The sequence below is a fragment of the Microcoleus sp. T3_D1 genome, assembly GCF_036700405.1.
Taxonomy (GTDB): domain Bacteria; phylum Cyanobacteriota; class Cyanobacteriia; order Cyanobacteriales; family Microcoleaceae; genus Microcoleus.
This window is the reverse complement of sequence record NZ_JAUBOV010000006.1, coordinates 79769-104530: the sequence shown is the minus strand read 5'-3', so window position 1 is coordinate 104530 and position 24762 is coordinate 79769. Positions and strand designations below refer to the sequence as shown.

General features: G+C 45.3%; 21 protein-coding genes. 11 read left to right on the top strand and 10 right to left on the bottom strand.

Going from position 1 to position 24762, the window contains the following annotated elements:
• The first annotated feature begins 80 nt into the window (after nt 1-80).
• The 3 genes from QT992_RS05030 (at nt 81) to QT992_RS05020 (ending at nt 4275) form a co-directional block, all read left to right on the top strand.
• Nucleotides 81-2144 carry an RtcB family protein gene (locus tag QT992_RS05030; RefSeq protein WP_333337125.1) on the top strand — a complete coding sequence of 688 codons (2064 nt, stop codon included), beginning with the start codon at nt 81-83 and terminating at the stop codon, nt 2142-2144.
• 228 nt (nt 2145-2372) lie between these two features.
• A complete protein-coding gene (locus QT992_RS05025; protein ID WP_333315794.1) occupies nt 2373-3518 on the top strand; it encodes an AAA family ATPase in 1146 nt (381 codons plus the stop codon).
• 1 nt (nt 3519) lies between these two features.
• Nucleotides 3520-4275, top strand: coding sequence for a hypothetical protein (locus QT992_RS05020; RefSeq protein ID WP_333337123.1), 756 nt, complete (start codon nt 3520-3522; stop codon nt 4273-4275).
• A 124-nt stretch (nt 4276-4399) separates the two neighbouring features.
• On the opposite strand, the gene QT992_RS05015 is transcribed toward QT992_RS05020, so the two are convergent.
• Both QT992_RS05015 and QT992_RS05010 read right to left on the bottom strand, forming a co-directional pair.
• Nucleotides 4400-4771, bottom strand: a complete 372-nt coding sequence (locus tag QT992_RS05015) for a DUF4278 domain-containing protein (RefSeq protein ID WP_333315792.1) — start codon at nt 4769-4771, stop codon at nt 4400-4402.
• A 243-nt stretch (nt 4772-5014) separates the two neighbouring features.
• Nucleotides 5015-5359: a BON domain-containing protein gene (locus QT992_RS05010; RefSeq protein ID WP_333337121.1), complete on the bottom strand. Its 345-nt coding sequence runs from the start codon at nt 5357-5359 to the stop codon at nt 5015-5017.
• A gap of 658 nt (nt 5360-6017) precedes the next feature.
• On the opposite strand from QT992_RS05010, the gene QT992_RS05005 reads away from it, so the two are divergent.
• A complete protein-coding gene (locus QT992_RS05005) occupies nt 6018-6212 on the top strand; it encodes a hypothetical protein (protein WP_333337119.1) in 195 nt (64 codons plus the stop codon).
• Nucleotides 6213-6215: 3 nt separating this feature from the next.
• Here the strand turns inward: QT992_RS05005 and QT992_RS05000 are convergent, their stop codons facing one another.
• The 8 genes from QT992_RS05000 to purC form a co-directional block, all read right to left on the bottom strand.
• Nucleotides 6216-7478: a DNA cytosine methyltransferase gene (locus QT992_RS05000; protein WP_333337118.1), complete on the bottom strand. Its 1263-nt coding sequence runs from the start codon at nt 7476-7478 to the stop codon at nt 6216-6218.
• Nucleotides 7479-7614: 136 nt separating this feature from the next.
• The gene (gene lpxB / locus QT992_RS04995; protein ID WP_333337116.1) at nt 7615-8787 is read right to left on the bottom strand and encodes a lipid-A-disaccharide synthase; all 1173 of its coding nucleotides are present in this window, start codon (nt 8785-8787) and stop codon (nt 7615-7617) included.
• Nucleotides 8788-8796: 9 nt separating this feature from the next.
• Nucleotides 8797-9399, bottom strand: a complete 603-nt coding sequence (locus QT992_RS04990) for a Uma2 family endonuclease (RefSeq protein WP_333376645.1) — start codon at nt 9397-9399, stop codon at nt 8797-8799.
• Between the two features lie 41 nt (nt 9400-9440).
• Nucleotides 9441-10235: an acyl-ACP--UDP-N-acetylglucosamine O-acyltransferase gene (lpxA, locus tag QT992_RS04985; RefSeq protein WP_333337112.1), complete on the bottom strand. Its 795-nt coding sequence runs from the start codon at nt 10233-10235 to the stop codon at nt 9441-9443.
• Nucleotides 10236-10502: 267 nt separating this feature from the next.
• Complete coding sequence (fabZ, locus tag QT992_RS04980; protein WP_333315787.1) at nt 10503-11024, bottom strand: 3-hydroxyacyl-ACP dehydratase FabZ; 522 nt, start codon at nt 11022-11024, stop codon at nt 10503-10505.
• Nucleotides 11025-11106: 82 nt separating this feature from the next.
• Entirely contained in the window at nt 11107-11964 is an 858-nt protein-coding gene (lpxC, locus tag QT992_RS04975; protein WP_333337110.1) for a UDP-3-O-acyl-N-acetylglucosamine deacetylase, read from the bottom strand.
• Between the two features lie 176 nt (nt 11965-12140).
• Nucleotides 12141-14549, bottom strand: coding sequence for a BamA/TamA family outer membrane protein (locus tag QT992_RS04970; RefSeq protein WP_333337109.1), 2409 nt, complete (start codon nt 14547-14549; stop codon nt 12141-12143).
• 185 nt (nt 14550-14734) lie between these two features.
• Nucleotides 14735-15463 (bottom strand): phosphoribosylaminoimidazolesuccinocarboxamide synthase, encoded by a 729-nt coding sequence (purC, locus tag QT992_RS04965; RefSeq protein WP_333142053.1) that lies wholly within the window; start codon nt 15461-15463, stop codon nt 14735-14737.
• A gap of 277 nt (nt 15464-15740) precedes the next feature.
• On the opposite strand from purC, the gene QT992_RS04960 reads away from it, so the two are divergent.
• From QT992_RS04960 to QT992_RS04930, 7 genes are all read left to right on the top strand, one after another.
• A complete protein-coding gene (locus tag QT992_RS04960) occupies nt 15741-16928 on the top strand; it encodes a transposase (RefSeq protein ID WP_333337107.1) in 1188 nt (395 codons plus the stop codon).
• Nucleotides 16929-17081: 153 nt separating this feature from the next.
• Nucleotides 17082-17513 (top strand): response regulator, encoded by a 432-nt coding sequence (locus QT992_RS04955; protein WP_333159462.1) that lies wholly within the window; start codon nt 17082-17084, stop codon nt 17511-17513.
• Between the two features lie 120 nt (nt 17514-17633).
• Nucleotides 17634-21050 (top strand): response regulator, encoded by a 3417-nt coding sequence (locus QT992_RS04950; protein WP_333337105.1) that lies wholly within the window; start codon nt 17634-17636, stop codon nt 21048-21050.
• A gap of 177 nt (nt 21051-21227) precedes the next feature.
• Nucleotides 21228-23531: a DNA phosphorothioation-associated putative methyltransferase gene (locus QT992_RS04945; RefSeq protein WP_333337103.1), complete on the top strand. Its 2304-nt coding sequence runs from the start codon at nt 21228-21230 to the stop codon at nt 23529-23531.
• 161 nt (nt 23532-23692) lie between these two features.
• Nucleotides 23693-23920, top strand: coding sequence for a hypothetical protein (locus QT992_RS04940; protein ID WP_333142049.1), 228 nt, complete (start codon nt 23693-23695; stop codon nt 23918-23920).
• A gap of 7 nt (nt 23921-23927) precedes the next feature.
• Nucleotides 23928-24317: a type II toxin-antitoxin system VapC family toxin gene (locus QT992_RS04935; protein WP_333337101.1), complete on the top strand. Its 390-nt coding sequence runs from the start codon at nt 23928-23930 to the stop codon at nt 24315-24317.
• Nucleotides 24318-24453: 136 nt separating this feature from the next.
• Complete coding sequence (locus QT992_RS04930; RefSeq protein ID WP_333312996.1) at nt 24454-24747, top strand: hypothetical protein; 294 nt, start codon at nt 24454-24456, stop codon at nt 24745-24747.
• Nucleotides 24748-24762 lie beyond the last annotated feature (15 nt).

The following is a 24762-nucleotide window of genomic DNA, read 5'->3' as shown; positions in this document are numbered from 1 at the left end:
CCTACGAAAAATTAGACATATCAGCCCCAAAACCAGTATTATCTTGGGCAAATCACGCCCTAGGCGAAAAAGAAACCAAGATGACCGCAAACGTAGCATCTTTGCCCTTTGTATTCAAACACGTCGCACTAATGCCCGACGTACATTTAGGAAAAGGCGCTTTAGTCGGTTCCGTAATTGCGACAAAAGAAGCGATTATTCCGGCTGCTGTGGGCGTTGATATTGGCTGCTTTACTGATGATACACAAATTCCTCTAGTGGATGGCAAATCTTATGCGATCGGGGAACTGGCTAGGAGTCAAAAAGAATTTCTTATCTACTCCTGTACAGAAACAGGCAGAATTGTTGCTGCTAAGGCTACAGCCAAATTAACTAGAAATAATGCCGAACTGGTTAAAGTGGTACTGGATAATGGAGAAGAAATCAAATGCACTCCCGATCATCAATTCATGTTGCGGAATGGTGAATACCGAGAAGCGCGGGATTTGACAACAGGAACGTCATTGATGCCCTTTTATTCCAAACTAGATAAGGATGGGTATACCTTAGTACAGCAAAACTATTCAGGTAGATGGCAGAAAGCTCATTGGATGATTGCTCGTTGTGGTTTGTTAGGAGACATACCATCTTTCCCCAATCAGAGAACTGTGATTCATCACAAAAATTTTGATGCTGCAGATAATAGACCAGAAAATTTAGAATTCATGGGTAATAATGACCATTCTGCCTATCACCGTTCATTAGTTGATAGAAATACCCATTGGCAATCCCTAGAATTTGAACAAAAAAGAAAGCAAGCCCTAGCTAATAAAGCTCAAACCTCAGACGGACACAGGTATTACGCCGAACGCGGGACGAAAAATATCCTTAAGTATATGGAGAATAATCCCCAACACTTCCAAGAGTCAGTTGCGGGGAATGGCGAACGAGGAAAGCAGTATCTAATTAATTACAATCAGAGTGAAAAGGGTAAAGCAAAGAGTAAAGAACTTGCTAATCGGCTATACACTTGTGAGAGTTGTGGAGAGGAAGTTAAAACTCCTATCGGACTTCACAATCACAGAAAAAATCAGCACGGCTACAACCACAAAGTAGTTGCTGTTATTCCTTTATTTGAAAAGGAAGATGTCTATTGCCTAACAGTTCCAGAATACGGCAATTTTGCGTTAACTGCGGGAGTATTTGTCCATAACTGCGGCATGATGGCTGTGAAAATGCCTTTCACCGCCAACAAATTAGAAGGCAAACTCAAACAAATTCGCCTCGATATCGAAGCCGCGATTCCCGTGGGATTTGCGGAAAATAAAGAAGTAGAAAAAACAGTCACCAACTGGCAAGGATGGGGAGAGTTTAAGCAACTTCATCAAGGCGTACAGCACCAAAACAATAAAGCCTTAAAACAAATGGGTTCCCTCGGCGGCGGTAATCATTTTATTGAGGTTTGCGTTGATACTGAAAACTTTGTTTGGCTGATGCTGCACTCTGGTTCTCGCGGCATTGGGAATTTGCTCGCACAGCAGCATATAGAGACGGCTAAAGATTTAGCTAAACTGGCAGAAATTAATCTGGCTGACAAAGATTTGGCTTATTTTGTGGCGGGTACGCGGGAGTTTGCGGCTTACTGGCACGATTTGCAGTGGGCGCAAGATTATGCTCGTTTTAATCGCGATGTAATGATGAATCGGTTTAAGCGAATTGTGGAAAAGCACGTCGCGGGCGGCAAATCTGTTAAGCCGTTATTAGAGGTGAATTGCCACCACAATTACGCGGAAAAAGAGGTGCATTTTGGGGAAGATGTGTATGTGACTCGCAAGGGTGCCGTGCGCGCCGATGTACAGGATTACGGGATTATTCCGGGTTCGATGGGGGCGAAATCTTTTATTGTTAAAGGGAAGGGAAATGCTGAAAGTTACTGTAGTTGCAGTCACGGCGCGGGGCGCTTGATGTCTCGCACTCAAGCTAAAAATGTATTCACTCTCGATGATTTTGTGCGGCAGACTGACGGGGTTGAGTGCCGCAAAGATGAGCAATTTTTAGATGAAATTCCGGGGGCTTACAAGTCGATTGATGAGGTGATGAGTCAGCAGTCGGATTTGGTGGAAGTTGTGGCGACTTTGAAGCAGGTGGTTTGTGTCAAGGGGTGATGGTGATAATCAGAAACCGGGTTTTGTACGAAATTACTGCATTTGAGCCTTGAACTCGTGAAAAACCCGGTTTCTTTTTCTGGAGTTGGTCTCCCAAAGTCGGTATTGACACAAGGCTTCTTAATGGTTTATAAATAAAATGTAGAGCTTAGGAGAATCCCGAATATTACTCGATTGCAAAAATGCAAATACGTTGGGTCATATGAACAATAAAAACCATTTTAAATTATGAAGATTATTTCACTTAGACTAAAAAATAATTTTTTTGAGTGGGATTTTGATGAAATTAAGTTTTCATCAAACTTAACCCTTTTAGTAGGTGTATCAGGTGCAGGCAAAACCCAAATCCTGCGTGCAATTATCGATTTAAGACGTATTGCAAATGGAAAAGCTATAAATGGGTTTGAATGGAAAATCAAATTTTCTACGGTAAACGGTACTGAATTTATTTGGGAAGGTGGTTTTGATACTGTTGAAACAAATGAACTAAGTTTTGAGGATGATGAAAAAGAAAAACAAGATGAGCGAGAACAATATTCCTTAATTTATGAAAAATTGACCTCAAACGATCGGCTTTTAATTCTTAAGCGAAATTTGGAAGAAATTACGTTTAAAAATACCCCAATGCCTAAACTTTCTTCGCATCAATCAATGATATATATTCTGAAAGAAGAAAGTGTGATTAAAGAAGCCTTTGATGCTATAAATAAAATAGAATATCGCGATCATACAATAAACGGTCGGCGTCTTATAAACTCAAACCAATCTTTGCACTCGCTCAAAAATAAATACAAAACCTTAGACAGCATAGTAAATAGTGATGAGGATATTAGAACTAAACTATATCTGACTTTTGAAAACAAGTTAGATATTTATGAAAAAATAAAGTCAAGATTTATTGACATTTTTCCACAAATAGAAGATCTAAAAGTTGAGCCTTTTAAAACAGACATATTTCCTAAATCAATTGCTGAGAAATTTCAGCCTGGTATTTCTATAAAAGAGAAATCTGTACCAAAATGGATTAGAGAAAATAGGATGTCTTCGGGGATGTTGCGTACAATTATTCATATTGCCGAAATGTTTCTGGCAAATGAAGGTTCGGTAATATTGATTGATGAATTTGAAAATAGTTTAGGCATAAATTGTATTGACATCTTGACTGATGACCTGATTCACGAAAATAAAACCTTACAATTTATTGCTACAAGCCATCACCCTTACATTATCAATAATATTCCGTATGAATATTGGAAAATTGTGACTCGACAGGGCGGACATATTAGCATTTGTAATGCTTCAGATTATCGTTTGGGTAAATCTAAACAAGACGCATTTATTCAATTAACCAAAATTCTAGAAAAACAATCATAGTATGAACTTCTATTTTGTATTTGAAGGGAAGACAGAACCGATTGTTTATAACAAGTGGTTATCTGTACTTCTTCCAGACTTGACAGAAGTGGATAATTTTGATGCTGTAAATAAGAATAACTATTATTACGAAAGTGATATGGGCGTTCCTAGCTGCTACAGAGTTGCTGCTAATGCTATCCAAGAAATTAACGATTTTCCTAAATATAATTACTTGGTACTATTTACAGATGCAGACCGTTTTACAGTTGCAGAGAAAAAAGCAGAAGCTGACGCTCAAATTAAGTTAGAATTAAAAGATAAACCTTTTAAAACATTACCGGAAAATTGCCAACTTGAAATTATTGTGCAGAAAGTTTGTATTGAAACTTGGTTTTTAGGCAATAGGAAGTTCTTTGTCAGACATCCACAACATAATTCAATTTTGAAAAAATACATCGAATATTTTGATGTAAGCACAAGTAATCCCGAAGACTTAGCGAGTGAATTTGTGCAAGATGAACAAAATACAAAGGATATTTTTGGATATAAAACAAAAGCTTTGTTTCATGAAGGTTATCTTAGAGAAATTTTCAAAGAGCGTAGTTCTGCGTCAAACAAGAGCTTTTCTTACCATAAATCTAAACCGAGAGAAGTACAAGAAAAATATTACCTTGAACAACTGATAGCAAGACTTGAGGCCAATTCAGATCACTTACTTAGTTTTCAAGAATTTATAAAGTTTTGTTTGAAAATTAAGGGGCAACTAAATCAATAATACATCGCCGTGCGCGCTGTGGGGAAAGGAGAATTCGATCGCACAAACAGCATCAAAAGGGGGAAATTGAGCTTAACTCGATTTCCCCCCTCTTGACAAACGCTTTGTTTTCTGAAGCTTTTCTCTAACACACCATCTGTCTCGACTCAATTTCTAGCAAGCGCAGCAGTGTTTCATCGCCCTTGGCTTTGGCTGCTTCCTTTCTACGATCGAGAATATTGCAAAGATTCGCCCGGTGCACTTGCGCCACTTCCATAACTGTTGGGTAAGATTTAACCGCCCCTGGGGCGTTAGCTGCTGCGACATCCCGATCGCCCGATTGAGCATCTCGCTTTTTGGTATAGTTTGGGCCGCCGTATTTTTTGGGGTTGGGAATGTGTCTCGGATACCGATAGTTCCAGTTTTGCCCCCGGTATTTGCCCGCGACTTCGCCTTCTACCATATCAACTGTCGGAATGTCGTACTCGTAGTTTGAACCGCGATAAGTTAGTTTCATATTTTTTGATCCTTATATTTATGGAGATAAAAAGGGCAGTCAGGTCAGGGTTGGTTTTCTTGGCTAAAACTTTTTTAGTTTCTGTATTCAATTATACGGTTTTTTGAGATGAATCCGTTTTATTTACAAAAATTAATATTTGGAGGGGGGAGACGGCAAGAAAAAACCCGCCGCAGCGGGTTTAATCGAGTTTTTGACTAATTCGAGCAGCACCCGGAGCGAAACTGCTTCGGTTCCGCAGAACTAGCCAACTGTCACCTGATCGGTTTGCACGCCTGCGGCACCTTCTTCAGCAGAGGCGATCGCCACCAACTTGTCGAGAATTTCCTGACTGGGAACTTGACCTTTGAGAACAACCGTGCCGCTGAGCTGAGCCACATAAACAGTCTCGATATCAGCAACTTCTGGATCGCCGTCAAAAGCTAAAGCCACCCGCTTCGCCAGGCCGCTTTCGTCAAAATTTCCGTCTGGGCCGACTTTAGCAGGAGCGATAGATTGCGATTGGGCAGCTTGCTGTACTACTTGTGCCATCGGTTCAGCCTGGGGTGCCGGCTTTTCGAGTCCGAACAGTCTTTTAAACCAACCCATAGTATTTGAGTCTCCTGAAAATACACTTTTTACACGATAGCTCTAGAATTCCAAAAGACTCTTGACACTCCCCAGCAGTCAAGGCGAGGGGATTCTTGGTTCTGCGACCTACCTTAAAACTATCTATCCTTGCGGCAGTGTTTAAACCAGGTATCCGTTCAAAAGAACCAAATATCGAGCTTAATTTAGATAGCCTCAGAGAGTTTGTCTCCCCAAGCTTTCGAGAATTGCTTCTCTTGTTTCTGTGTGCCCCACAGTACATTTTAGAAATAAAAAGTTTAGTCTCTGATTTTGGCTTACATTAGTTAGCCCAGCTATGTTTTTTGTGGTTTTCGCCACCCACTAACCATTATTGTTTTCCGACCAGTCGTTTGAGCGTGGTGTCTCATGTGTATCGGCGGTTATTCTACCTGTAGTATAGTTATTGTACTCTACAATGAACACAATGCAAGAAAGTTCAAGAAAACACTTAACAAAAGTTGATAATTAATTAAAGCCGTCCTAGAAGGACGGGGCTTTAGACCCAATTTCTTGGTAATTGTTGCAAAACTCAGCGAAATTTATCAAAATGTTTTCCGGTAGACTTTCACAATCTCAAATCTCCCATGATATGCAGATGTTGATTTTGCTATTTTATGTATAGGACGATCGCTACGCCTTGGATTGCATACCAGTAGTCGAAATAGTTCCCACTTTTACCTTGAACAAACTGCACAGCGCGCCGGAATACATTCCCCGTTTGTTTAACTACCCAGGACATCTTGTGCTGGTCATCGAAGTGCGATCGCTGATACAGGCGACGCTAAACCCGCGCTTAATTGGGGGTAGCCCTGCATATACGCTGTCAATCTAATTCTTAACTTTTGATATAATATTGTTCTGCTTCTGACCAATTGAGTTTAAGCAACGAATCATCTCCCCAGGTTAGTTTGAGACTCGGCTTAATTGCTTCCACGCCCAAAGCGCTAATAATCTGCGCTGCGACAGCTTTCGCCAGAAGCGGCGGTACAGAATTTCCGACTTGGCGAAAACCGTGCCATTTTGTGACGTGAAATCTAAACCAGTCAGGATAGGAATGCAGTCGCGCAGCTTCTCTGACTGTAATGCACCGAGGGGCGATCGGGTGAATCGGTCTCGGAGAAGTATAAGCCCCCCTCGCCCTGTCGGTTCCCGCCCTGAGAGTGTTGCAAACTCCGTCGGGATGTAGCTTGTAAAAACGGCTGATCGGCTCTTTTTCGCCGTGTTTGGCAGCATGAAACCTTTCCATACATTCCTGAGAATGTTTAGTTCGCAAACTACAAGAGAGGATTTGTCGATCGTACTCGCGATCGTAGGAATAATCATCATCCAAACCATCAATTCCGCGCATTATACTCGCATAAGTGCTGCACTTTCCGTACTCCGCCATTACCCAATCTCGGTGCAGCAACTCGCTGTAGTTTTCCACTTCCGGCAAATCTCCAATCGCATCCCAAACTGTCGGAACAGCAGGTAAATTAATTTTTTTATAGCGTTTAGGAATTTTAATTTTCGGCAGTATAGTAGTTTGCTGAGGGTATTTGGGTAGCTCATAACCTTCTTTGCACCCAATCAAAAACAATCGTTTGCGAGCTTGCGGCACTCCATAGTGAACAGCGTTGAGAACTTGATAATTTTCTTCTACTTTATAGCCACGTTTCATAAAAGAGCTAATTAAAACATTCAGGAGTTCTTTGTGTTCTCCTGATGCAATTCCCGGCACATTTTCCATTACAAAAAACTTGGGTTTTAGCTCCAAAACTAAGCGCTGAAAGTGAAAAATTAGAGAATTTCGCGGGTCGTCCACATCGCGCTTGCCCATCATGGAGAATCCTTGACAGGGCGAACCGCTGATTACTACGTCTATCTCGCGCCGCCCGATCGCCGATTTTTTCCGAATTTCCGATCCCGTAAGCTGTGTGACATCTTTGCACAGAATAGAACACAGCGGGAAATTAAACTCGTGTGTGGCGCAGTGAATAGGGTCAATTTCGACGGATGCAAGTACATCAAAACCAGCTTGTTCAAAGCCCAGAGTCATGCCGCCCGCGCCTGCAAATAAATCAACAGCGATCGGTCGCTTTTTCCGATTGCTTGGCATAACATTTCAATAAAAAAGTTGCTTTAATAGAAATTAAGGAAATCAACCGCGTTTCTGGTAATCAATCGTGGGTTTGTCCACGAGCCATCCACAAATAAACCAGGTTTATACATAACCTTTCAATACCAAAGTTGCTTTAATTTGCTGTATTTAATTTAACATTTTTCATTATTTCCGCAGCCGCCCGATCGCACACACCCACATCTCCGAGACTTTCCCGCATTTCCCGATAACCTGCCAAAGTTTGCTGGCGTCGATCGGCATTTTGCAGCAATTCCAGTGCGTGATTCACTATATTTTCCGCAGTCGCCTCGTCTTGCAGCAACTCCGGGACGATCGGCTTCATTTGCACCAAATTGGGCGGAGACATAAAAGGAATCGAAAATTTCAGCACGTGGCGAGCAATAACCGCCGTAATCGGACTGACGCGGTAGGCGACAACTTGGGGAACGTCGAGTAAAGCTAGCTCCAGATTAACAGTACCAGATTTAGCGATCGCCAGATCGGCCGCAGCCAAGATTTCCAGAGTTTGATTTTCTAACAAAGTAGCCCGCAAACCGTAATTCTCGATCGCCTGTTCGATTTTGCTGCGAAAAGCTTTGTTAGCCAGCGGAATCCAAAAATGAACTTCCGGCAATTTAGCTTGAATAATTTGAGCTGCCTCAAATATAACCGGCATCAGGTACTTGAGTTCTTGGTGTCTGGAAGCGGGAATTAGGGCGATCGACACCTGTTCCGGCCCAATTCCCAAAGTTTTGCGGGCAACTTCCCGGCTGGGCGCAGATTGCATTCTATCCACCAAAGGATGACCAACCCAACTCACTTCGGCTCCTTTTTTTTGATAATAACAAGCTTCCTCTGGGAAAATTGCCAAAAGTTGGTCGCAAATATTGACAATCAGATCAGTATTGCGAGGAGAAATCGACCAAACCCATTCTTGAGGTGCGATGTACCAAACCACCGGCAGATCAGGCAAATAGCGGCGGATATAGCTGCCAATACCGAGATTTGGAGTCAAATAATCAATCAATACAACAGCATCGGGGCGGAAGTTTTTGAGATATTGTTTAGCTTTTTGCTGAACTTTAATCGTGGGCCAAATATACGGCACTGATTCTATAAGGCCCATAGAACCAATGCCCACAGTATCGCCTAAAATAGTAGCACCCGCTTCCGCCATACGAGGGCCGCCCAATCCTGTTATTTCTAACTCCAAACCGGCCGCGACAGCGTGACGTTTTAAGGCTGCAACTAACAAAGATCCTTGCAAATCGCCCGAAACCTCACCAGTGCTAATAAAAATTTTCATATTGGGACTTTATACAGATGAGATGTTTGCTAATAACTCGGTAACAGCATCATATTGATCGGGCATATTAGCACAGCGTACCAGTAATTCTAAGTCCAGATCGGGAAGGAATGTACTCCTGGCAATCTGCTCAGAATTTTCACCTGTTAAGTAATAGAGAGATAACTGACTATTTTGCCAAAACCAGACTTCCCGAACGCCCAATCTTTTGTAGAACTCTAGAGTATTTATCCCGCCACTGGTAATTACGACTTCAATAGCAATATCTGGGACTATTTTTTGGGTTCCTATATCATAGGAATCATCCGGCTCTTTTCTACCGCCTAATTCTCTGTTACCTAGAGTCGGGCCGCCCTTGCCGTAAAATCTAATCCCATTTGCTCTCATATATGCCTCTAGCAGCATACAGAGAGTTTTCTTGATTATTTCGTGTTCGGGCGAGACAGTCATAATTTGCAGTATTTTATCGAGATAGAAAAATTTCACACCTCTGAAATCTTTAAAAGCTGCTTCTATAGCTTCAAATTGCTCCCAACTAACATCTGAGAACCTGATGCAGCCATCTTGTTCTGTTTCAGGGGATGTAGATTTGACTGAAGTATATACATTCATAGGGCAACAGTCGCTTAGTTCATAGGTTTATTCTACCTCATTTACTTTTTGCCAGGAATCAAACCGCGCCGCCCTTTGGTTATAGACTGCTGCATAAATCTCCGCAGGTGCTGCAAATGGGGGTTTTCTGGCAACAAATCCAACTGTTCCAAAGCTTGATTTAGAGTGTAGCCAGAATGGTAGAGAATACGAAAAGTTTTCTTCAAAACTAGCAAATCTTCTGCAGTAAAACCGGCGCGTTCGAGGCCTATTTTGTTGATTGCTCGCACTCTCGAAGGATTCCCCTCGACTAGCATATAAGGAGGTACGTCTCGATCGATCCTGCTCAAGCCGCCCACCATAGACAAGCGGCCGATGTGGACAAACTGGTGAACCCCCAAAACACCGCTCAATCGGGCTTGAGACTCGATTTTAACGTGTCCGGCTAAGGCTACAGCATTGGCGATAATTACTCGATCGGCGATCGCGCAATTGTGTCCCACATGAACATAAGCCATCAATAGATTATGATTGCCAATAGTCGTGCTTTCCCCGGCTCCAGTAGCGCGGTTAATTGTCACGTATTCCCGAATCAGATTGTTGTCGCCAATTTTCACCCTAGTCAGAGAACCCTCATATTTCAAATCTTGAGGTTCCAAACCAATCGCCGCACCGGGGAAAATTTGATTGCGAGCGCCTATTTCTGTTAGCCCGTCGATAATTGCATGAGCGCCAATCTTAGTCTCCGGCCCTATTTTCACTCTTTCCCCAATTACAGCATAAGCTCCCACTTCTACAGTCGGGTGAAGTTCAGCGCGGGGATGAATCACAGCAGTTGGGTGAATCAAAGTAAGCATTTTTTATTAGTCAGTTTTCAGTTTTCAGTTTTCATTTTTCATACAAAATCAAGCTTAAATACCCCGTTTATTTCTTAGTCCGCGGCGGACTTCGTTTGTGTAGTAGCGATTTCAATCGCCGAATCATCAAGGAGTAACAAACCAGGATTTAGTATCAGTAGTCAATTGTCAATTGTCAATTGTCATTGGTTATCAGGAATATAGAGAAATTCCCAAATAACACATAACCAATCACCAATCACCAATCACCAATCACCAATCACCAACTTAATCTACCATCGAAAACGTCAATTCTCCTTCACAAACTTTTTGTCCGTCTACTTCAGCCAGAGCCTGCATTTTTGCGAAGCGACGGCGTTTTACCCACAGCAATTCTACCGTCATCAGCAACTGATCGCCCGGTACAACCTGACGACGGAACTTGACTTCATCAATTCCGGTAAACATCCACAATCCTTGCTTGATGTCGGGTAACTGAGCCAGAACAATACCGCCAACTTGAGCCATCGCTTCGACAATTAATACTCCAGGCATAATTGGCCGTCCGGGAAAATGCCCTTGAAAATGCGGTTCGTTGAAAGTCACATTTTTAATTCCTACAGCCTTCTCGGACGGCACGTAATCAACAATCTTGTCAACCAGTGCAAAAGGATAGCGATGAGGCAATAATTTATGAATTTCTTCGAGAGTAAAAGTAGATTTAACCGCTGGAGAATCCTCACCGTTTTCGGTGGGAACGGATTCAGAATTAGCAGTATTGGGGGTGTTAACTTCAGTCAGCGTAGACATTACTTGAAGACTTTTGAGTGTGGTATTGCAGAAGGCAGAAGGAAGAAGGAAGATGCAATCTTAACAGATCACCTGTTTTTTCCTAACTTTTATCTAGGGTAGCTAGAGCTTCCGATTTCAGGGCTTGGGCGAGTTGGACGTGCAGGTTGTGACTGGCTTTGTAAGCCAAGTAGTGAGCTTTTGGCCAAGTTCCTAGCAGACTGAGGTCGCCTACTAAGTCTAAGATTTTATGGCGCACCGGTTCGTTGACAAATCTCAAGGGCGGGTTGAGCCAGCCGGATCGATCGCAAACTAGGGCGTTCTCTAGGGTACCACCTTTGATCAAACCTGCTTGTCGCAATTGATCAACTTGGCGAGCAAGTCCAAAAGTGCGGGCTGGGGCGATCGCGCTAGCAAAACTTTCTGCCTCTGGCGACCAACTGTACCATTGATTGCCGATCGCCTGTTCCTCAAAATCAATTCCGTAACTAAATCGAGTTTCGGCTGAGGGTAAAGCCGCTGCAAAAGCATCCCCGTGGCGCACCCAAATTGGCTGTTCTAGGACGGCGGAGGAAGTGGGGGCTTGCTTCGATTCTTGAGGAACTAAGCCGGTATGGGCGATCGCCTCTACCCAAACCAGAGCCGAACCGTCCAGCAGCGGCACTTCCGGCCCCTCAACCTCTATTCGAGCATTATCCGCTCCCATCCCCGCCAAAGCGGCTAATAAATGCTCTACAGTGCGAATTTGAGCATCGATAGCTGCCAGTTCAGTGGAAAGTGCAGTCTGGCAAACCGCCTCAATTTTGGCAGGAATTCTCGGAGCACCAGGCAAGTCAATTCTGACAAAATAGCGGCCTTCCCCAACCTCTGCTGGCAAAACTCGGACGCGAGTTTGTTCGCCGCTGTGCAAACCAATTCCCGACAGTTCAAATTCAGATTTTAAGGTACGTTCAATAGTCATTAGTCATTAGTCATTAGTCATTAGTTAGTAGTCATTAGTCATTAGTTAGTAGTCAGTAGTTAGTAGTCAGTAGTTAGTAGTCAACTGCCAACTGCCAACTGTCAACTGTCAACTGTCAACTGTCAACTGCCAACTGCCAACTGCCAACTGTCAACTGCCAACTGCCAACTGCCAACTTAGAATCGCTCACCAATCCCAAAGTGAATTTGATTGTCGCCAGTGTCGTTGATACCGTAATCGATCCGGATCGGCCCTAAAGGAGATTGAACCCGCACGCCGAGGCCGTAACCGTAACCGCTACCGGGCTTTTCGCGGATACCTGCCGGGTCGCCTGGGACATCTTTGCCCGTGCCCAAGTCAGTGCCAGCATCCAAAAATAGCGCTCCGCCGATAAACGAAATAATCGGGAAACGGTACTCAACGCTGGCTTCTAGGAAACTGCGACCGGCTCCGAGGTCGCCTTCGGCGTAACCGCGTACCGAGTTGGCGCCGCCCAAGGCAAAGGCTTCGTAGGGAGGCAAATCTCCGAATACGGTGCCGCCCCTAAGACTGAATGCCAGGGTTTGAGGGCCGGCGGTAAAGTTAGTGTACTTGACTGGTAGGTACAAGCTGTAGCTGGCCCGCAGGCGGTTTAAGAGGATGCTGCCGGAACCTACAGGAATCGATTGTTCCATCCCAAATCTGAGCAGGGAACCGCTAGTGGGGCGGAGGGGGTCGTTGCGCCGATCGCGCACCGCACCTGCTTGCAAAGTTGTCAAGTCATCTGAGCCAGAATTGCTAAAACTTAACAGGTTGCCGAGTTCGTCCTCGGATTCGCGCCTGCCTTTGCGATCGGTAATTGAGACTCGCTGGTACTGCAAGCCGACTGAAGCAGTCCACTCAGCATCCGCAAAAGGATTGGCCGACAGGGGACGGGTGAAATTGATGCCGGCCCCGGTGCGATTGATGCGGGGTCGATCCTCGTTGGGCAATCTGACTTCCCGTTCGCCGCCGTCAAAAATCACGCTGATCGATCGTCTTCTAAACGCATTAATCGTATAAGAAGTCCGGTAAGGATCGCCCGCAATCCAGGGATCTGTAAAACTCACGTCAAACAGATTTTGGCGTTCCCCGATTTGCACCTCAGCGCCCAACTTCTGGTTCCTACCGCCCAAGTTTTGCTGCTGGTAACTCACCGTACCGAACAAACCCGTCGCGGAACTCAAACCCGCACCCGCGGCTAGAGAACCGGTATTTTTCTCAATGACGTTGACAATTACCCTTGCCTTGCGGGGGTCAGTCGTTCCCGGTTCCAAGGCAAGTCGCACGTCTTCAAAAATTCCCAAACCAAACACCCGTCTCAAATCCCTTTCCGCCTTGGTGCGGTTAAAGATGTCTCCGGGCTTGAGTTCTACTTCGCGGGTGATGACAAACCGGCGGGTGTTGCCTCCGATGGGCTGACCCGTGGCATCTGTTGCCTCTCCCTCCTTGTTCAGGAAGCGGACATCAACGGATTCGATCTGGCCTTCTGCCACTACCAGGGTAACAGTGCCGTCGTCTGCTACTTGCGGGGCATCAGTGATTTGCCCCAAAACATAGCCGTTCTCTTGATACCACGCATTAATTTTTTTCACTCCCTCTTCAAAGCGGCGGAGGTTGAGAATTTTGCCGTATTGATCGCGGAAGCTTTCGTCAATTACGCTTTGGGGCAGCACTTGCTGACCGGTGATTGTCACTCCCCGCAATACCGGATTTGGCTGCACAATAAAAGTCACCCGGACGCCCAACGGGGTGTCTTCCGGTACTGCCCGCACGTTTCTAAAAAAGCCCGTGGCAAAAATGGCGTTGATGTCTTGTTGCAGTTGGCTGCGGTTGGTCGTGCGTCCCGGTTGGGTGCTGATGACTCGGTAAATTTCGCTTTCCAAGTCTTCCGTCGCCCCGGTGACTGTAACTTCTGCAACTAGCACTTGCGGTTCTGCCGCCCCGGCGGGTGCGGGCGTTTGTCTGGGCCGCGGTGCTGGGCCAGGGGGCAATGGGGGAACGGTGTTAGCCGGCGGTCTGGTCGGGGCCGGTCTGGTCGGGTTCGGCCTGGTCGGGGTCGGCCTGGGGGTAACTTGGGCGTTTTGATCGATCGCCCCTGATTCCTCTGGTTTCCCTAGCTCTGCTGCGATCCAGGCGGGCGTTACAGCCGCTTCCGATGGGGGGAGCGAGCTGTCCTGTTGCGCCTCTGGCAGGGCGTTTTGGGTGCTAGAGGCGGGGGAGGGGTTGGATGCTAGCTGGGGTTGGAGTTGAAGGAGCGGAGGTGAAACCGGGGAGGGCGGGTCTGTGACTAGGTTTGGGGGTTCCTCGCCTTGTCCTCTGGCAGGGGCCTCAGCTATTGTTAGGGCTTCCCCTGTGCTAGTTTTAGCGGCTTTGCGGTCTTGAGGAGGGTTTTGGGTTAATTCTGGAATGGGGCGATCGGGTAATTCGATCGACGGGGCGGGCCGGGCGGCAGCCAAAGCTTCCTCTGCAGATTCAGAGTAGGATGTTTGGCCGTTTGCAGAATTTGATAACCCGAATGTTGCTGAGGCAGTAAAAACTGCCACCAATACAGCAGATAAACGCATTTTTGTTCACTTTTTTGGGCAATTCACACACCACATTAGTCATTATTCATTAGTCATTAGTCATTAGTTATATAAGTCGGTGGAATTTCGCGCTGACCGCTAATTGATGACTGTTGACCGCTGATTGCTGACATCAAAGGCACAAGGGTGACAAACTGTGCAATTGTAGCGCATTGTTAAAGCCTCTAGACTTTCTGAGCTAGAACCCGTTGGAGAACTTGCTGGTAAGCGGTTTCCACCGATCCCAAGTCGCGGCGGAATCGGTCTTTGTCCATAACACGGGCGTCGGGGTCGGTTTCTGCGTTGTCCCACAGGCGGCAGGTGTCGGGACTGATTTCGTCGGCGAGGAGCAGATTTTGATGTTGGTCGATACCGAATTCTAGTTTGAAGTCTACTAGGGTGATGCCGCACTCGGTGAAAAATTCTTTGAGTATTTCGTTAATTTCGCGGGCGGCTATTTCTAGTTGGTCTACTTGTTCGGGGGTGGCTAGCTGCATTAACTGGAGCCTGTCGCGGGTCAGCAGCGGGTCTCCCAAATCGTCGTTTTTGTAATAAAACTCCACCAGCGGCGGATTGACAATTGTGCCGAGGGCGAGACCGGTTTGCTTGCAAAGACTGCCGGCGGCAATGTTTCTAACTACGACTTCCAATGGCAAGATTTGGACGCGACAGACTCGCATTTGGTTGGGGGCCGGCGTGTCGATGAAGTGGGTGGGAATCCCTTTGGCTTCTAGCATCCGAAACAGGTGGGCGGATACGGCGCAGTTGATTTCGCCTTTGCCGACGATGCTGCCGCGTTTCTGGGCGTTAAAGGCTGTGGCGTCGTCTTTGAAGTGGGTCAGCAAAATTTCGCTGTCTTCGGTGGAGTAGAGGATTTTGGCTTTGCCTTCGTAGAGTTTGCGATCGGCTGACATGGCGATTAATAATGAATGTAGATGAGTTTTAGATTTTACCGTAGCTCGATCGGGTGTTATTGGCGAGTTTTTGGATCTCGGCTGTGCCCCTGAGAGCATGAGGGGCGAGTACACCTGCCGGTAGATACCGTCATCGGCCCCGGAATAAATGATTCTTGACCAAAAAAATGGGATACAAGCCTCCCCCTTCTAGGGGGACTTTCGGCTCGGAATCTCTCAGCGAGGTTTTTGCATTAAACAGCACTGCATTTATTCAGGTCGGCTCTACAATGGCTGTATGTTAAATCTAACCTACGAGTACAAGCTCATTCCTACCGATACGCAACGCCAGACTTTCGACCAGTGGCTCAATATTTGCCGCAAGGTCTACAACTTTGCATTGCGAGAACGAAAAGATTGGGTTAATTCTCGTAAGTGTGATATCAACTCGTGCAGCATGAAGCAGGAATACATGATCCCTGCTGATGCACCGCGTCCAACCTTTGCGGGCCAATGCAAATCATTGGCAAAAGCAAAGAAGTTAATTCCTGAGTTGAAACTGCCTCACACCCATGTCTTGCAGCAGGCGTTGCGCCAACTAGAGGCAGCGTTTGTGGCGATGTGGGAACGAGGACACGGTTTTCCTAGATTCAAAAAGCGGATGCGCTCATTTGTGTTCCCTCAGTTGAATCTAGAATCAGTTAAACGGTTTGATGATGCCGATTGGGTCAACCTGCCCAAGATTGGTCCCGTAAAAATGCACCTGTCACGTCCAATCCCTCAAGGGTTTGATGTCAAGCAAATTCGCGTTGTTAAGAGGGCTTCTGGTTACTATGCCATGCTCACTTTGCAATGTGATATCCAAGTGCCTCAAGCCTCACCTTCAGGACATGGATTAGGGATTGATTTAGGGTTAAAACATTTTTTGGCAACTTCTGATGGTGAATTGATTGATAGACCTAAATTTTTTGTGGATGGACAACGCAAGCTGAAATTGCTGCAACGTCAACTCAAGCGCAAGAAAAAAGGCTCTAGAAAGTTTCGTCAAATTCATCACCAAATAGCGAAGCACCACGAATACATCTCGAACAGTCGCTCATACTTTCATTTCAAGACCGCACATCATTTATGCGACGCAGCCCACATAGTATTTGCTGAGGATTTGAACCTCAAAGCAATGTCAGCCGGAATGCTGAGCAAGCACACGCTTGATGCAGGGTTTGGTCAGTTCTTGAATATCTTGAGCCATGTTTGCTTTAAGCGAGGTGCGTACTTCGCGTCTGTAAACCCGAACGGAACAAGTCAAACTTGTCCAAGATGTCAAACCCATACAGGCAAAAAAGAACTATCCGAACGGGTACATAAATGTCAAACCTGTGGCTATGAAACGAATCGAGATGTTGCAGCCGCGCAAGTGGTGTTGCAGCGTGGATATACAGCGGTTGGGCAAAACGAGCGTGAATTTTGGGGAGGGGAAGCTACATGAGTAGTCCCAATGAACCAAGAATCCTCGTGCCTTCAGGCCGAGGAGTTGTCAAAAAGGACAATAGAGATTAAACCTGCTGGGTTCGCGATCCGTGCTGAATAAACCTCCCCAAGGAGACTGGCGCTTAAAAAACATCTATAAAATGGCTGATTTATGCAAGACAAAAAAATTCATATTCTCTTGGTAGAAGATGATGAGGTTGATGTGATGAACGTCCGGCGAGCGTTCAAAAAAAATAACATCGTCAACCCCCTCTACATTGCTGCCAATGGATTAGAAGCTCTGGCAATATTACGTGGAGAAGGAAAAATAGAGCCTCCAATGCCTCAAGCGCGCCGGTTGATTTTGCTGGACTTGAATATGCCGAGAATGAGCGGGATCGAGTTTTTGCAAGAATTGCGACTGGATGAATGTTTGAGGTCGATTCCGGTAATCGTCCTCACAACTTCTAATGAAGATAGAGATAAAGTAAAAGCTTATAATTTGAATGTAGCGGGCTATATTCTTAAACCTGTCACTTTTTCTAACTTCGTGGAAGTTATGGCTACCCTAAACAGATACTGGATGCTGAGCGAAATTCCCTAAACTCGGGAAAATTTAATAAAAAAATTTTTCAAGGGGGTTTGTGATTTTTTAGCGATGCAGTTGTTTTAATTCCTTTTTCCCGACAGCAGCTTTTTCGGAGTAATCCACAATTCGGTTTTTATGGACAAAATTCTCACAATTCTGATAGTTGATGACGATGCAGTCGATCGAATGGCGATCAAACGATCGCTCAAGTCCGCTGGTGTTTCGGCAGAAGTTACTGAAGCAGAAGACTGCGCGGATGCGCTGGCACAACTCTCGGTCAGCAAAACTTCTACTCAGGCTACCGCGAAACTCTCCCAACAAAATAAATCTCAACCTTTAAGCGAGGTTGAAGAGACAGAAAAGGGGCTGCTATTAAATCAAATATTTGAGTGCAAATTTGACTGCGTATTGCTCGACTACGGATTGCCCGACGGAGACGGGCTGAGTTTGGTAAAAAATCTACGAGAAGCGGGGCTTAAAGTTCCCTTAATTGTGCTCACCGGTCAAGGCGACGAACAAATTGCTGTGGAATTGATGAAGGCGGGAGCTTCTGATTATATCGCTAAAAATAAGCTTTCTCCCGATAGTTTGTCTCGCAGTTTGTACAATGCCATTCGCGTTTACCGCGCCGAATCTAAGGCGTTTGAGGCCAGTCAAAAACTTAAGGAAAGTGAGGAACGGTACAGGTTAGTTTTAGAGGGAGTGAACGACGGAATTTGGGATTGGGATTTAAGTAAAAATGAGGTTTATTGGAACGATCGCCTTTTGGAAATTATCGGTTTGTCGCGAAAGCAATTTGGCAGGACTATGGAAGCTCTATACAACCGCCTGCACCCCGATGACAAGGAGGGAATCGTCGCGGCGATCGCCGCTCACTTGGAACAAGAAATAGACTATAATGTAGAATTCCGGCTGCTACACTCGAACGGTGTTTACCGCTACTGCACTTCTCAGGGAAAAGCTCAGCGGAATTCCCAAGGAAAACCGCTGCGGATGGCCGGCATGATTAGCGACATTACTCAGCGCAAACAGGCGGAAGATGCTCTGGAAAGGGAACGGCTGCAACTGAGACAAATTATTAATTGCGTGCCTGTAGCAATGGCGATGTTCGATACGGAAATGCGCTATATGGCTAACTCTAAAAAATGGGTTACTCAATTTAATTTGGACTTGCCGTCCCTGAATAATCTCAGCCATTACGAATTGTTTCCAGATACGCCCGATCGCTGGAAAGTGATGTATCAAGAAGTGCTGACAGGTGAGGTAGTTTCTGTGAGCGAAGATGCTTGGGAACGAGCAGACGGCTCTGTTATGTACCTGCGGTGGGCTGCTCACCCTTGGTACGATCCAGACGAGAAAGTCGGGGGAATTGTGATGGTGGCCGACAAGATTAATGAGTTGGTGGAAGCGCGGGAAACGGCCCTAGAAGCCAGCCGGGTGAAGTCGCAATTCTTGGCGAACATGAGTCACGAAATTCGCACTCCGATGAATGGGGTTTTGGCAATGGCTCAATTGCTGCTGCGCGCTCCTCTGGAACAGAAACAGCGGGACTGTGCTCAGACGATTTACCGCAGTGCTGAACATTTGCTAAGTGTTATTAATGATATCCTTGATTTCTCTAAAATTGAAGCTGGAGAAATGCGGCTGGAAAAGTCTAATTTTGATTTGGATAGTTGCGTTGAGTCGGTGATAGAAATAATAGCGCATTTGGCAGAAGAAAAAGGTATTGAATTGAATATTTTAGTTGACAGCTCAGTGCCGAGAAAGTTGGTGGGCGACTCGGGCAGATTGAAGCAAGTTTTGCTGAATTTGACGGGTAATGCCATAAAATTTACAGATCGCGGTCAAGTTCTAGTTCACGTAACTGTGAAACAGGGCAACCGACAGGCAGACGGTAGACAAGAAGCAAGATTGCTATTTTCCGTGCGGGATACTGGCATTGGAATTTCGGCCCAAGGGCAAACAAAGCTGTTCCAATCTTTTTCTCAGGTAGACGATTCTCCTACTAGGCCTTACGGCGGGACGGGTTTGGGTTTGGCTATTTGTAAGCAGTTAGTGGAGATGATGGGAGGCGATATTGGAGTTCGCAGTTTGCTAGGCAGCGGTGCTACTTTTTGGTTTACTGTACCTTTGGAAAAACAGTTGCCAGTTGAGCCTCACGATCCCGAACTTGCGGGCAAGAAGCTGTTAGTAGTATCGGAAAGCGCTTTGAGGAGGGCAGCGGTGCGATCGCTCGCTCAAAGTTGGGGTGCCCGCTGCGACGAGGCAGAAACTGCTACTGAGGCTTTGACTTGGTTGAACAAGGCCCGGGGCGGGATTTCTCAGAATTCGGGGGAGAGGGGAAAAAGCTGGGATGTGGTGCTTGTGGACTTGCAAATGCCGGAGTTGGATGCGGAGGAATTTGCTAGAAAAGTGCGATCGACCTCGACAGTTGGCTCGTTAATCGCCATGACTGCTTTGCGAGAACAGCCGAAGGCTGAATCGCTTTGCAGTGGGGGTTTTAACGGGTATTTGATCGAGCCTGTGCGGCCAAGCCGCCTGCTTGAGGCAATGCTTGCGTCGGTTAAGGGAACGGGAGATTTTGGGAGTTTGGAGGCTGCTAATACTTGCAAATTGCCAGCAGTTAATTCTCAATATGTTACTCCCAATTCGCCGTCATCGCTGAGAATTTTGCTGGCGGAAGACCACCCGATCAATCAACAAGTTATTGTCGAACAGTTGGCCGTTTTAGGCTATCAGGCTGACTGCGTGGTCAACGGTCAAGAAGCGCTGGATTTACTGGCAAAAAAAAGCTATGATTTAGTGCTGATGGACTGTCAAATGCCGGTACTTGACGGTTACAAAGCGGCGCAAAAATTGAGGGAAATCGAAGGAAGCGATCGGCATACTTTTGTGATGGCTTTAACTGCTCATGCTATGCCGGGGGAACGAGAAAAGTGTCTGGCGGCGGGGATGGACGATTATCTCAGCAAACCTGTAGATTTAGATGCTTTGGCGGCGGCTCTGAAAAAGTATGAAGCCCTAAATTTTCAGGGTGAAAATAAGTATGGAGTAAAAAGTATTAACTCGGAAAATAAATCTCACTTAGCAACAAATTATACAGAAGTTGTGGAAAAAGCGCAGGTTGTGGCTGTGCCGGCACCAAGGGCGATCGCACTTCAAACTTGGGAACACGCAGACTGCGACGGACTGTTCGACAAGAGCAGATTGGAGCAACTCGGACGAGTTAATATTAAATTGCCAGAGCGACTTTTGCAAGCTTTTGTGGCAGACGCGCAAGCTGATGTAGCTACTGCCAAAATCGCCGTAGAAGCTAAAGATTGGCAAGCTGTGGAATATCAAGCCCACCGTCTCAAGGGAACTTCTGCTAATGTGGGAGTTGCTCTGATGTCGGATTTGGCCGCACAATTGGAGCATCAAGCGCGAAGCTTCCAATCAGAAGCACCAGCGACCCAATTGTTAACCATTGAGGGGATTGAAAATATATTAGTGAGTTTGTCAAATCATTTAGCCAGAGTTCAACAATTTGTCGAAACTCGAATGTTTGGTTAGTCGGTTAGTCGCTATTAATCGATATTAGTCGGCGCTTGAAATCGCGCCTAAACAAACGAAGTCCGCCTACGCGGACTAAGAAATAAATTCTTTGTTTCTTTGTTTCTTTGTTTCTTTCTTCACTCTGTGTTCTCTGCGTTCTCTGCGGTTAATTTAAAAAAAATAATTAATTTAGCTATGAATTACGATACCATTACAAACACTATTTCAAATAGCAATTCCTTAGAAAACGAGGAAAAACTGCTAACGCCTTTGATGGTTTTTGCTCGCGAAGTTTTATTGTATGAAAAAGAGGCTATTTCTGAGCAATATTCTGTAAATGCTGTGCCTTACCCGCTCGATGAAATCAATAATTTTTCTGTGGACAATCTAGTAGCAAAAGTGGCTCGCTGCTGTCGGGAAAGCAAGGTGGGAAAAAAATTACCTACGGCTTTTTACGTTCACGTTTCGGCTTTGCAAGCACTCAACCCAGTCATCGGAATCTACGAAAATTGTGCCAGACGCACTCTCGAAAATATTGATGAAGCAACTTTAGTTAAAATTTCACTCCATCAACCTAAAATATCTTATCTTTTTTACCCTGATTTCGATACAGATGCTCATCCTGCTTTGCAAACCAGCATCCAAATTAATCTAGCAACAGGGGAAGTTAAATATTTCGATTACAGCAACAGCGAAAATCCCCCGGTTTTGCACCGTAAGGAAACTTTTGTAGCTGCGGATTATCCCAATTACGAAAAGTTTGCGAGGCTGACTCGCTGCGAGGAAAAGTGGGGACTGCTTGACAATACTAGCGTTATCGGAACTCGCGAAGGTTGGCTCAAATATTTGGGATATTGCGGTGTAGAAATCCAAGATCATACTGTTGTCGAGCGTTTGAAAGAGGAGAATAGTGAGCTATCAATTCCTAAAATCGAGCGACATAAAGCTGCAATGGTACGCAATTCGCTTTCTAAACCCCTGCGTCTGGTTTTAGAAGCTGATTTAGTGAGGGACGGGGCGACTTTTTTTGATTACGGTTGCGGTTACGGCGGGGATGTTAAATATATTGCACAAGAGGGTTATGCTATTTCTGGTTGGGACCCATACTATCAGCCGGATACTCCGCGAATTTGTGCTGATATTGTGAATATTGGTTATGTGATTAATGTGATTGAATCTTTGGCGGAACGCCGAGAAGCTTTGCTGAATGCTTGGGAATTAACTAAGAGTTTATTAGTTGTAGCGGCTCAGGTTTTGATTGACGATCGCCAACAAGGTCAAATTGCTTACGGGGATGGGGTGATTACTTCTCGGAATACTTTTCAGAAGTATTACGAACAAGAAGAGTTGAAGGTTTATATCGACCAAGTTTTGAGTGTAGATGCAATTCCTGTGGCTTTGGGGATTTATTTTGTATTTCGGGATGCGGCGGAGGGTGAAAGTTTTCGTGCTTCTCGGTTTCGATCGCACTTATCGACTCCCAGGGTGCGATCGCAAGTTAAGCGGTTTGAGGATTATGCGGAAATGTTGGCTCCTTTGATGGCTTTTGTGAGCGATCGGGGCCGCCTTCCTGTTAAAGGCGAACTAGCGGAAGAATCGGCGATTAAGGAGGAATTTCACAGTTTTAATCGCGCTTGGAGGGTGATTTTGCAAGCAACGGATGCGGATGATTGGGAGAAAATCGCCGACAAGCGCCGCCAGGATTTGCTGGTGTATCTGGCTCTGAACGGTTTGGGCGATCGGCCTTCAATCCGCCGACTCCCAGCTCAAATCCGCAATGATATCAAAGGTTTGTTTGACAATTATCAAAAAGCTTGCACTTTAGCAGATTTAATGCTATATAGTCTGAGCAAACCTGATATTGTTGCGGATTGCTGCGAAGATAGTGCGATCGGCTACAAACAGCATGGTTCCCTTTCAGTTCACGTCTCTGCATTAGAAGAACTAGACCCTTTACTCCGGCTCTACGAAGGCTGCGCCAACCGCACAATTGGCAGACTTGACGGCGCGACAATCATCAAATTTTACGCTCGCAGACCTCAGATTTCCTATTTATTTTATCCCGATTTTGACACTAACCCGCATCCAGCCCTTCACACTTCTATGCACATAGATTTGCGCGATCTTTCTGTGAGCTATCAAGACTATTCTGATGTGTATAATCCACCAATTTTAGTGAGAAAAGAAGCTTTTGTTACTGCTAGTTATCCCCATTATGACAAGTTTGCGAAACTCACCCGCCAAGAAGAAAAGTTAGGTATTCTCGATCGTGGTGTAGTTAAGAAACATCGAGAATGGGTGAAGTGTTTGGAGGAAAACTGCGTTAAAATTAAGGATCATAAGTTATTTTGGCGATCGAATGCTGACCCAGAAAAATTGAAAATGCTGCAAAAAGCTGCGTCGGAACGCCACTCGCAAAAGATTGAGGTTAATGCGGGAAAGATTGAAGGAACCGCAGAGGGCACAGAGAGCACAGAGGAAGGGAAAGAAGAGGAATAGTCATGGAAACAGAGAAAGTTTTTGCCTAACTACCCAAAATTGGGATTTTAGACAGAAAATTTCTGCTTTTGACCCCATGACGGGAAGGGAGTAGTTCCCAAAATCTCAAAATATTGATAGACTTAATCAAAGATATCTTGTTCTGTTTAAAAGGTATAGCCATGACAAATCAAGAGTTTTTAGGTGAATTTTTATCTCTGCCGGCTGAAGCACAGAGTCAAGTGGTAAGTTTGATCGCCTTTTTAAAACAAAAGTACATATATGATGAACCTGTCTCTTCGTCAGTAAATGTTGATTTAATGAACGATCCCTTTATTGGAATGTGGCGAGATCGTCAAGACTTAGGTAGCACTACCTGGGTACGTAATCTCCGAGAAAACGAGTGGTAAAAAGCACATGGCTAGTTCAACTATCATAGATACCGACATAATCATTGATGTTGGTCGTGGTATTCCTGATGCAGTTAATTGTTTGCAAGGACTAAAATCAAGTTCTCGATTAGCAATTAGCATAATCACACAAATGGAGCTAATTGTTGGCTGCGCTAACAAGGTAGAGTTACAGACTCTAGAAAAATTTCTCCAGCAGTTTGACGTGATTAGAATTGACCAGTCTATCTCAGATAAGGCGGTTGACTTGTTACGGTTGTATCGGCTAAGTCACGGCTTACTAATTGCCGATGGCTCGATCGCAGCTACAGCAATAGTATGGGAGTACCCTTTCATCACTAAGAACCAACGAGATTATCGATTCATTCAAAACTTAAATTTATTGCCATATCCGTAGCAATCAGAAAGCCTAACAATGCGTTGGAGTCGAGTATCGGTATTGGTTTACTTGATGGACGAGTTGTAGTTGTTGTCTACACGGAGCTTGATCGGGAAACAGTTCGTATTATCTCCAGGGCGAAAGTCACTGTCTTATGAACGCAGACGCTATGAACAATACCTCACAAACCGACTGGGCGAGAATCGACGCAATGAGCGATGAAGATATCGATACTTCCGATAGTCCACCACTATCGGAGGAGTTCTTTACTAGAGCGCAATTACGAATGCCTCAGTCGGCTATTACTATGCCAGTTCAAGTCGATCCTGAAACATTTGCTTGGTTTCAGGCACAAGGAGAAACTGCCCAACAACAAATGTCTGTAGCACTTAGGATTTATGCAGATGCACACAAAACCTATCCTGCATTCGTAGCAAAGCCAGCATAACGACAGCTATAATTA

Coding starts and splice junctions, on each gene's coding strand:
- QT992_RS04990 (WP_333376645.1), bottom strand. CDS start 9,399: ATGAATGTATATACTTCAGTCAAATCTACATCCCCTGAAACAGAACAA.
- lpxC (WP_333337110.1), bottom strand. CDS start 11,964: ATGACTATTGAACGTACCTTAAAATCTGAATTTGAACTGTCGGGAATT.
- QT992_RS04950 (WP_333337105.1), top strand. CDS start 17,634: ATGGACAAAATTCTCACAATTCTGATAGTTGATGACGATGCAGTCGAT.
- lpxB (WP_333337116.1), bottom strand. CDS start 8,787: ATGAAAATTTTTATTAGCACTGGTGAGGTTTCGGGCGATTTGCAAGGA.
- QT992_RS04955 (WP_333159462.1), top strand. CDS start 17,082: ATGCAAGACAAAAAAATTCATATTCTCTTGGTAGAAGATGATGAGGTT.
- QT992_RS05020 (WP_333337123.1), top strand. CDS start 3,520: ATGAACTTCTATTTTGTATTTGAAGGGAAGACAGAACCGATTGTTTAT.
- purC (WP_333142053.1), bottom strand. CDS start 15,463: ATGTCAGCCGATCGCAAACTCTACGAAGGCAAAGCCAAAATCCTCTAC.
- QT992_RS04940 (WP_333142049.1), top strand. CDS start 23,693: ATGACAAATCAAGAGTTTTTAGGTGAATTTTTATCTCTGCCGGCTGAA.
- QT992_RS05000 (WP_333337118.1), bottom strand. CDS start 7,478: ATGCCAAGCAATCGGAAAAAGCGACCGATCGCTGTTGATTTATTTGCA.
- QT992_RS04930 (WP_333312996.1), top strand. CDS start 24,454: ATGAACGCAGACGCTATGAACAATACCTCACAAACCGACTGGGCGAGA.
- QT992_RS05015 (WP_333315792.1), bottom strand. CDS start 4,771: ATGAAACTAACTTATCGCGGTTCAAACTACGAGTACGACATTCCGACA.
- QT992_RS04970 (WP_333337109.1), bottom strand. CDS start 14,549: ATGCGTTTATCTGCTGTATTGGTGGCAGTTTTTACTGCCTCAGCAACA.
- QT992_RS04945 (WP_333337103.1), top strand. CDS start 21,228: ATGAATTACGATACCATTACAAACACTATTTCAAATAGCAATTCCTTA.
- QT992_RS04960 (WP_333337107.1), top strand. CDS start 15,741: ATGTTAAATCTAACCTACGAGTACAAGCTCATTCCTACCGATACGCAA.
- QT992_RS05025 (WP_333315794.1), top strand. CDS start 2,373: ATGAAGATTATTTCACTTAGACTAAAAAATAATTTTTTTGAGTGGGAT.
- lpxA (WP_333337112.1), bottom strand. CDS start 10,235: ATGCTTACTTTGATTCACCCAACTGCTGTGATTCATCCCCGCGCTGAA.
- QT992_RS05010 (WP_333337121.1), bottom strand. CDS start 5,359: ATGGGTTGGTTTAAAAGACTGTTCGGACTCGAAAAGCCGGCACCCCAG.
- QT992_RS04935 (WP_333337101.1), top strand. CDS start 23,928: ATGGCTAGTTCAACTATCATAGATACCGACATAATCATTGATGTTGGT.
- fabZ (WP_333315787.1), bottom strand. CDS start 11,024: ATGTCTACGCTGACTGAAGTTAACACCCCCAATACTGCTAATTCTGAA.
- QT992_RS05030 (WP_333337125.1), top strand. CDS start 81: ATGACCGCAAACGTAGCATCTTTGCCCTTTGTATTCAAACACGTCGCA.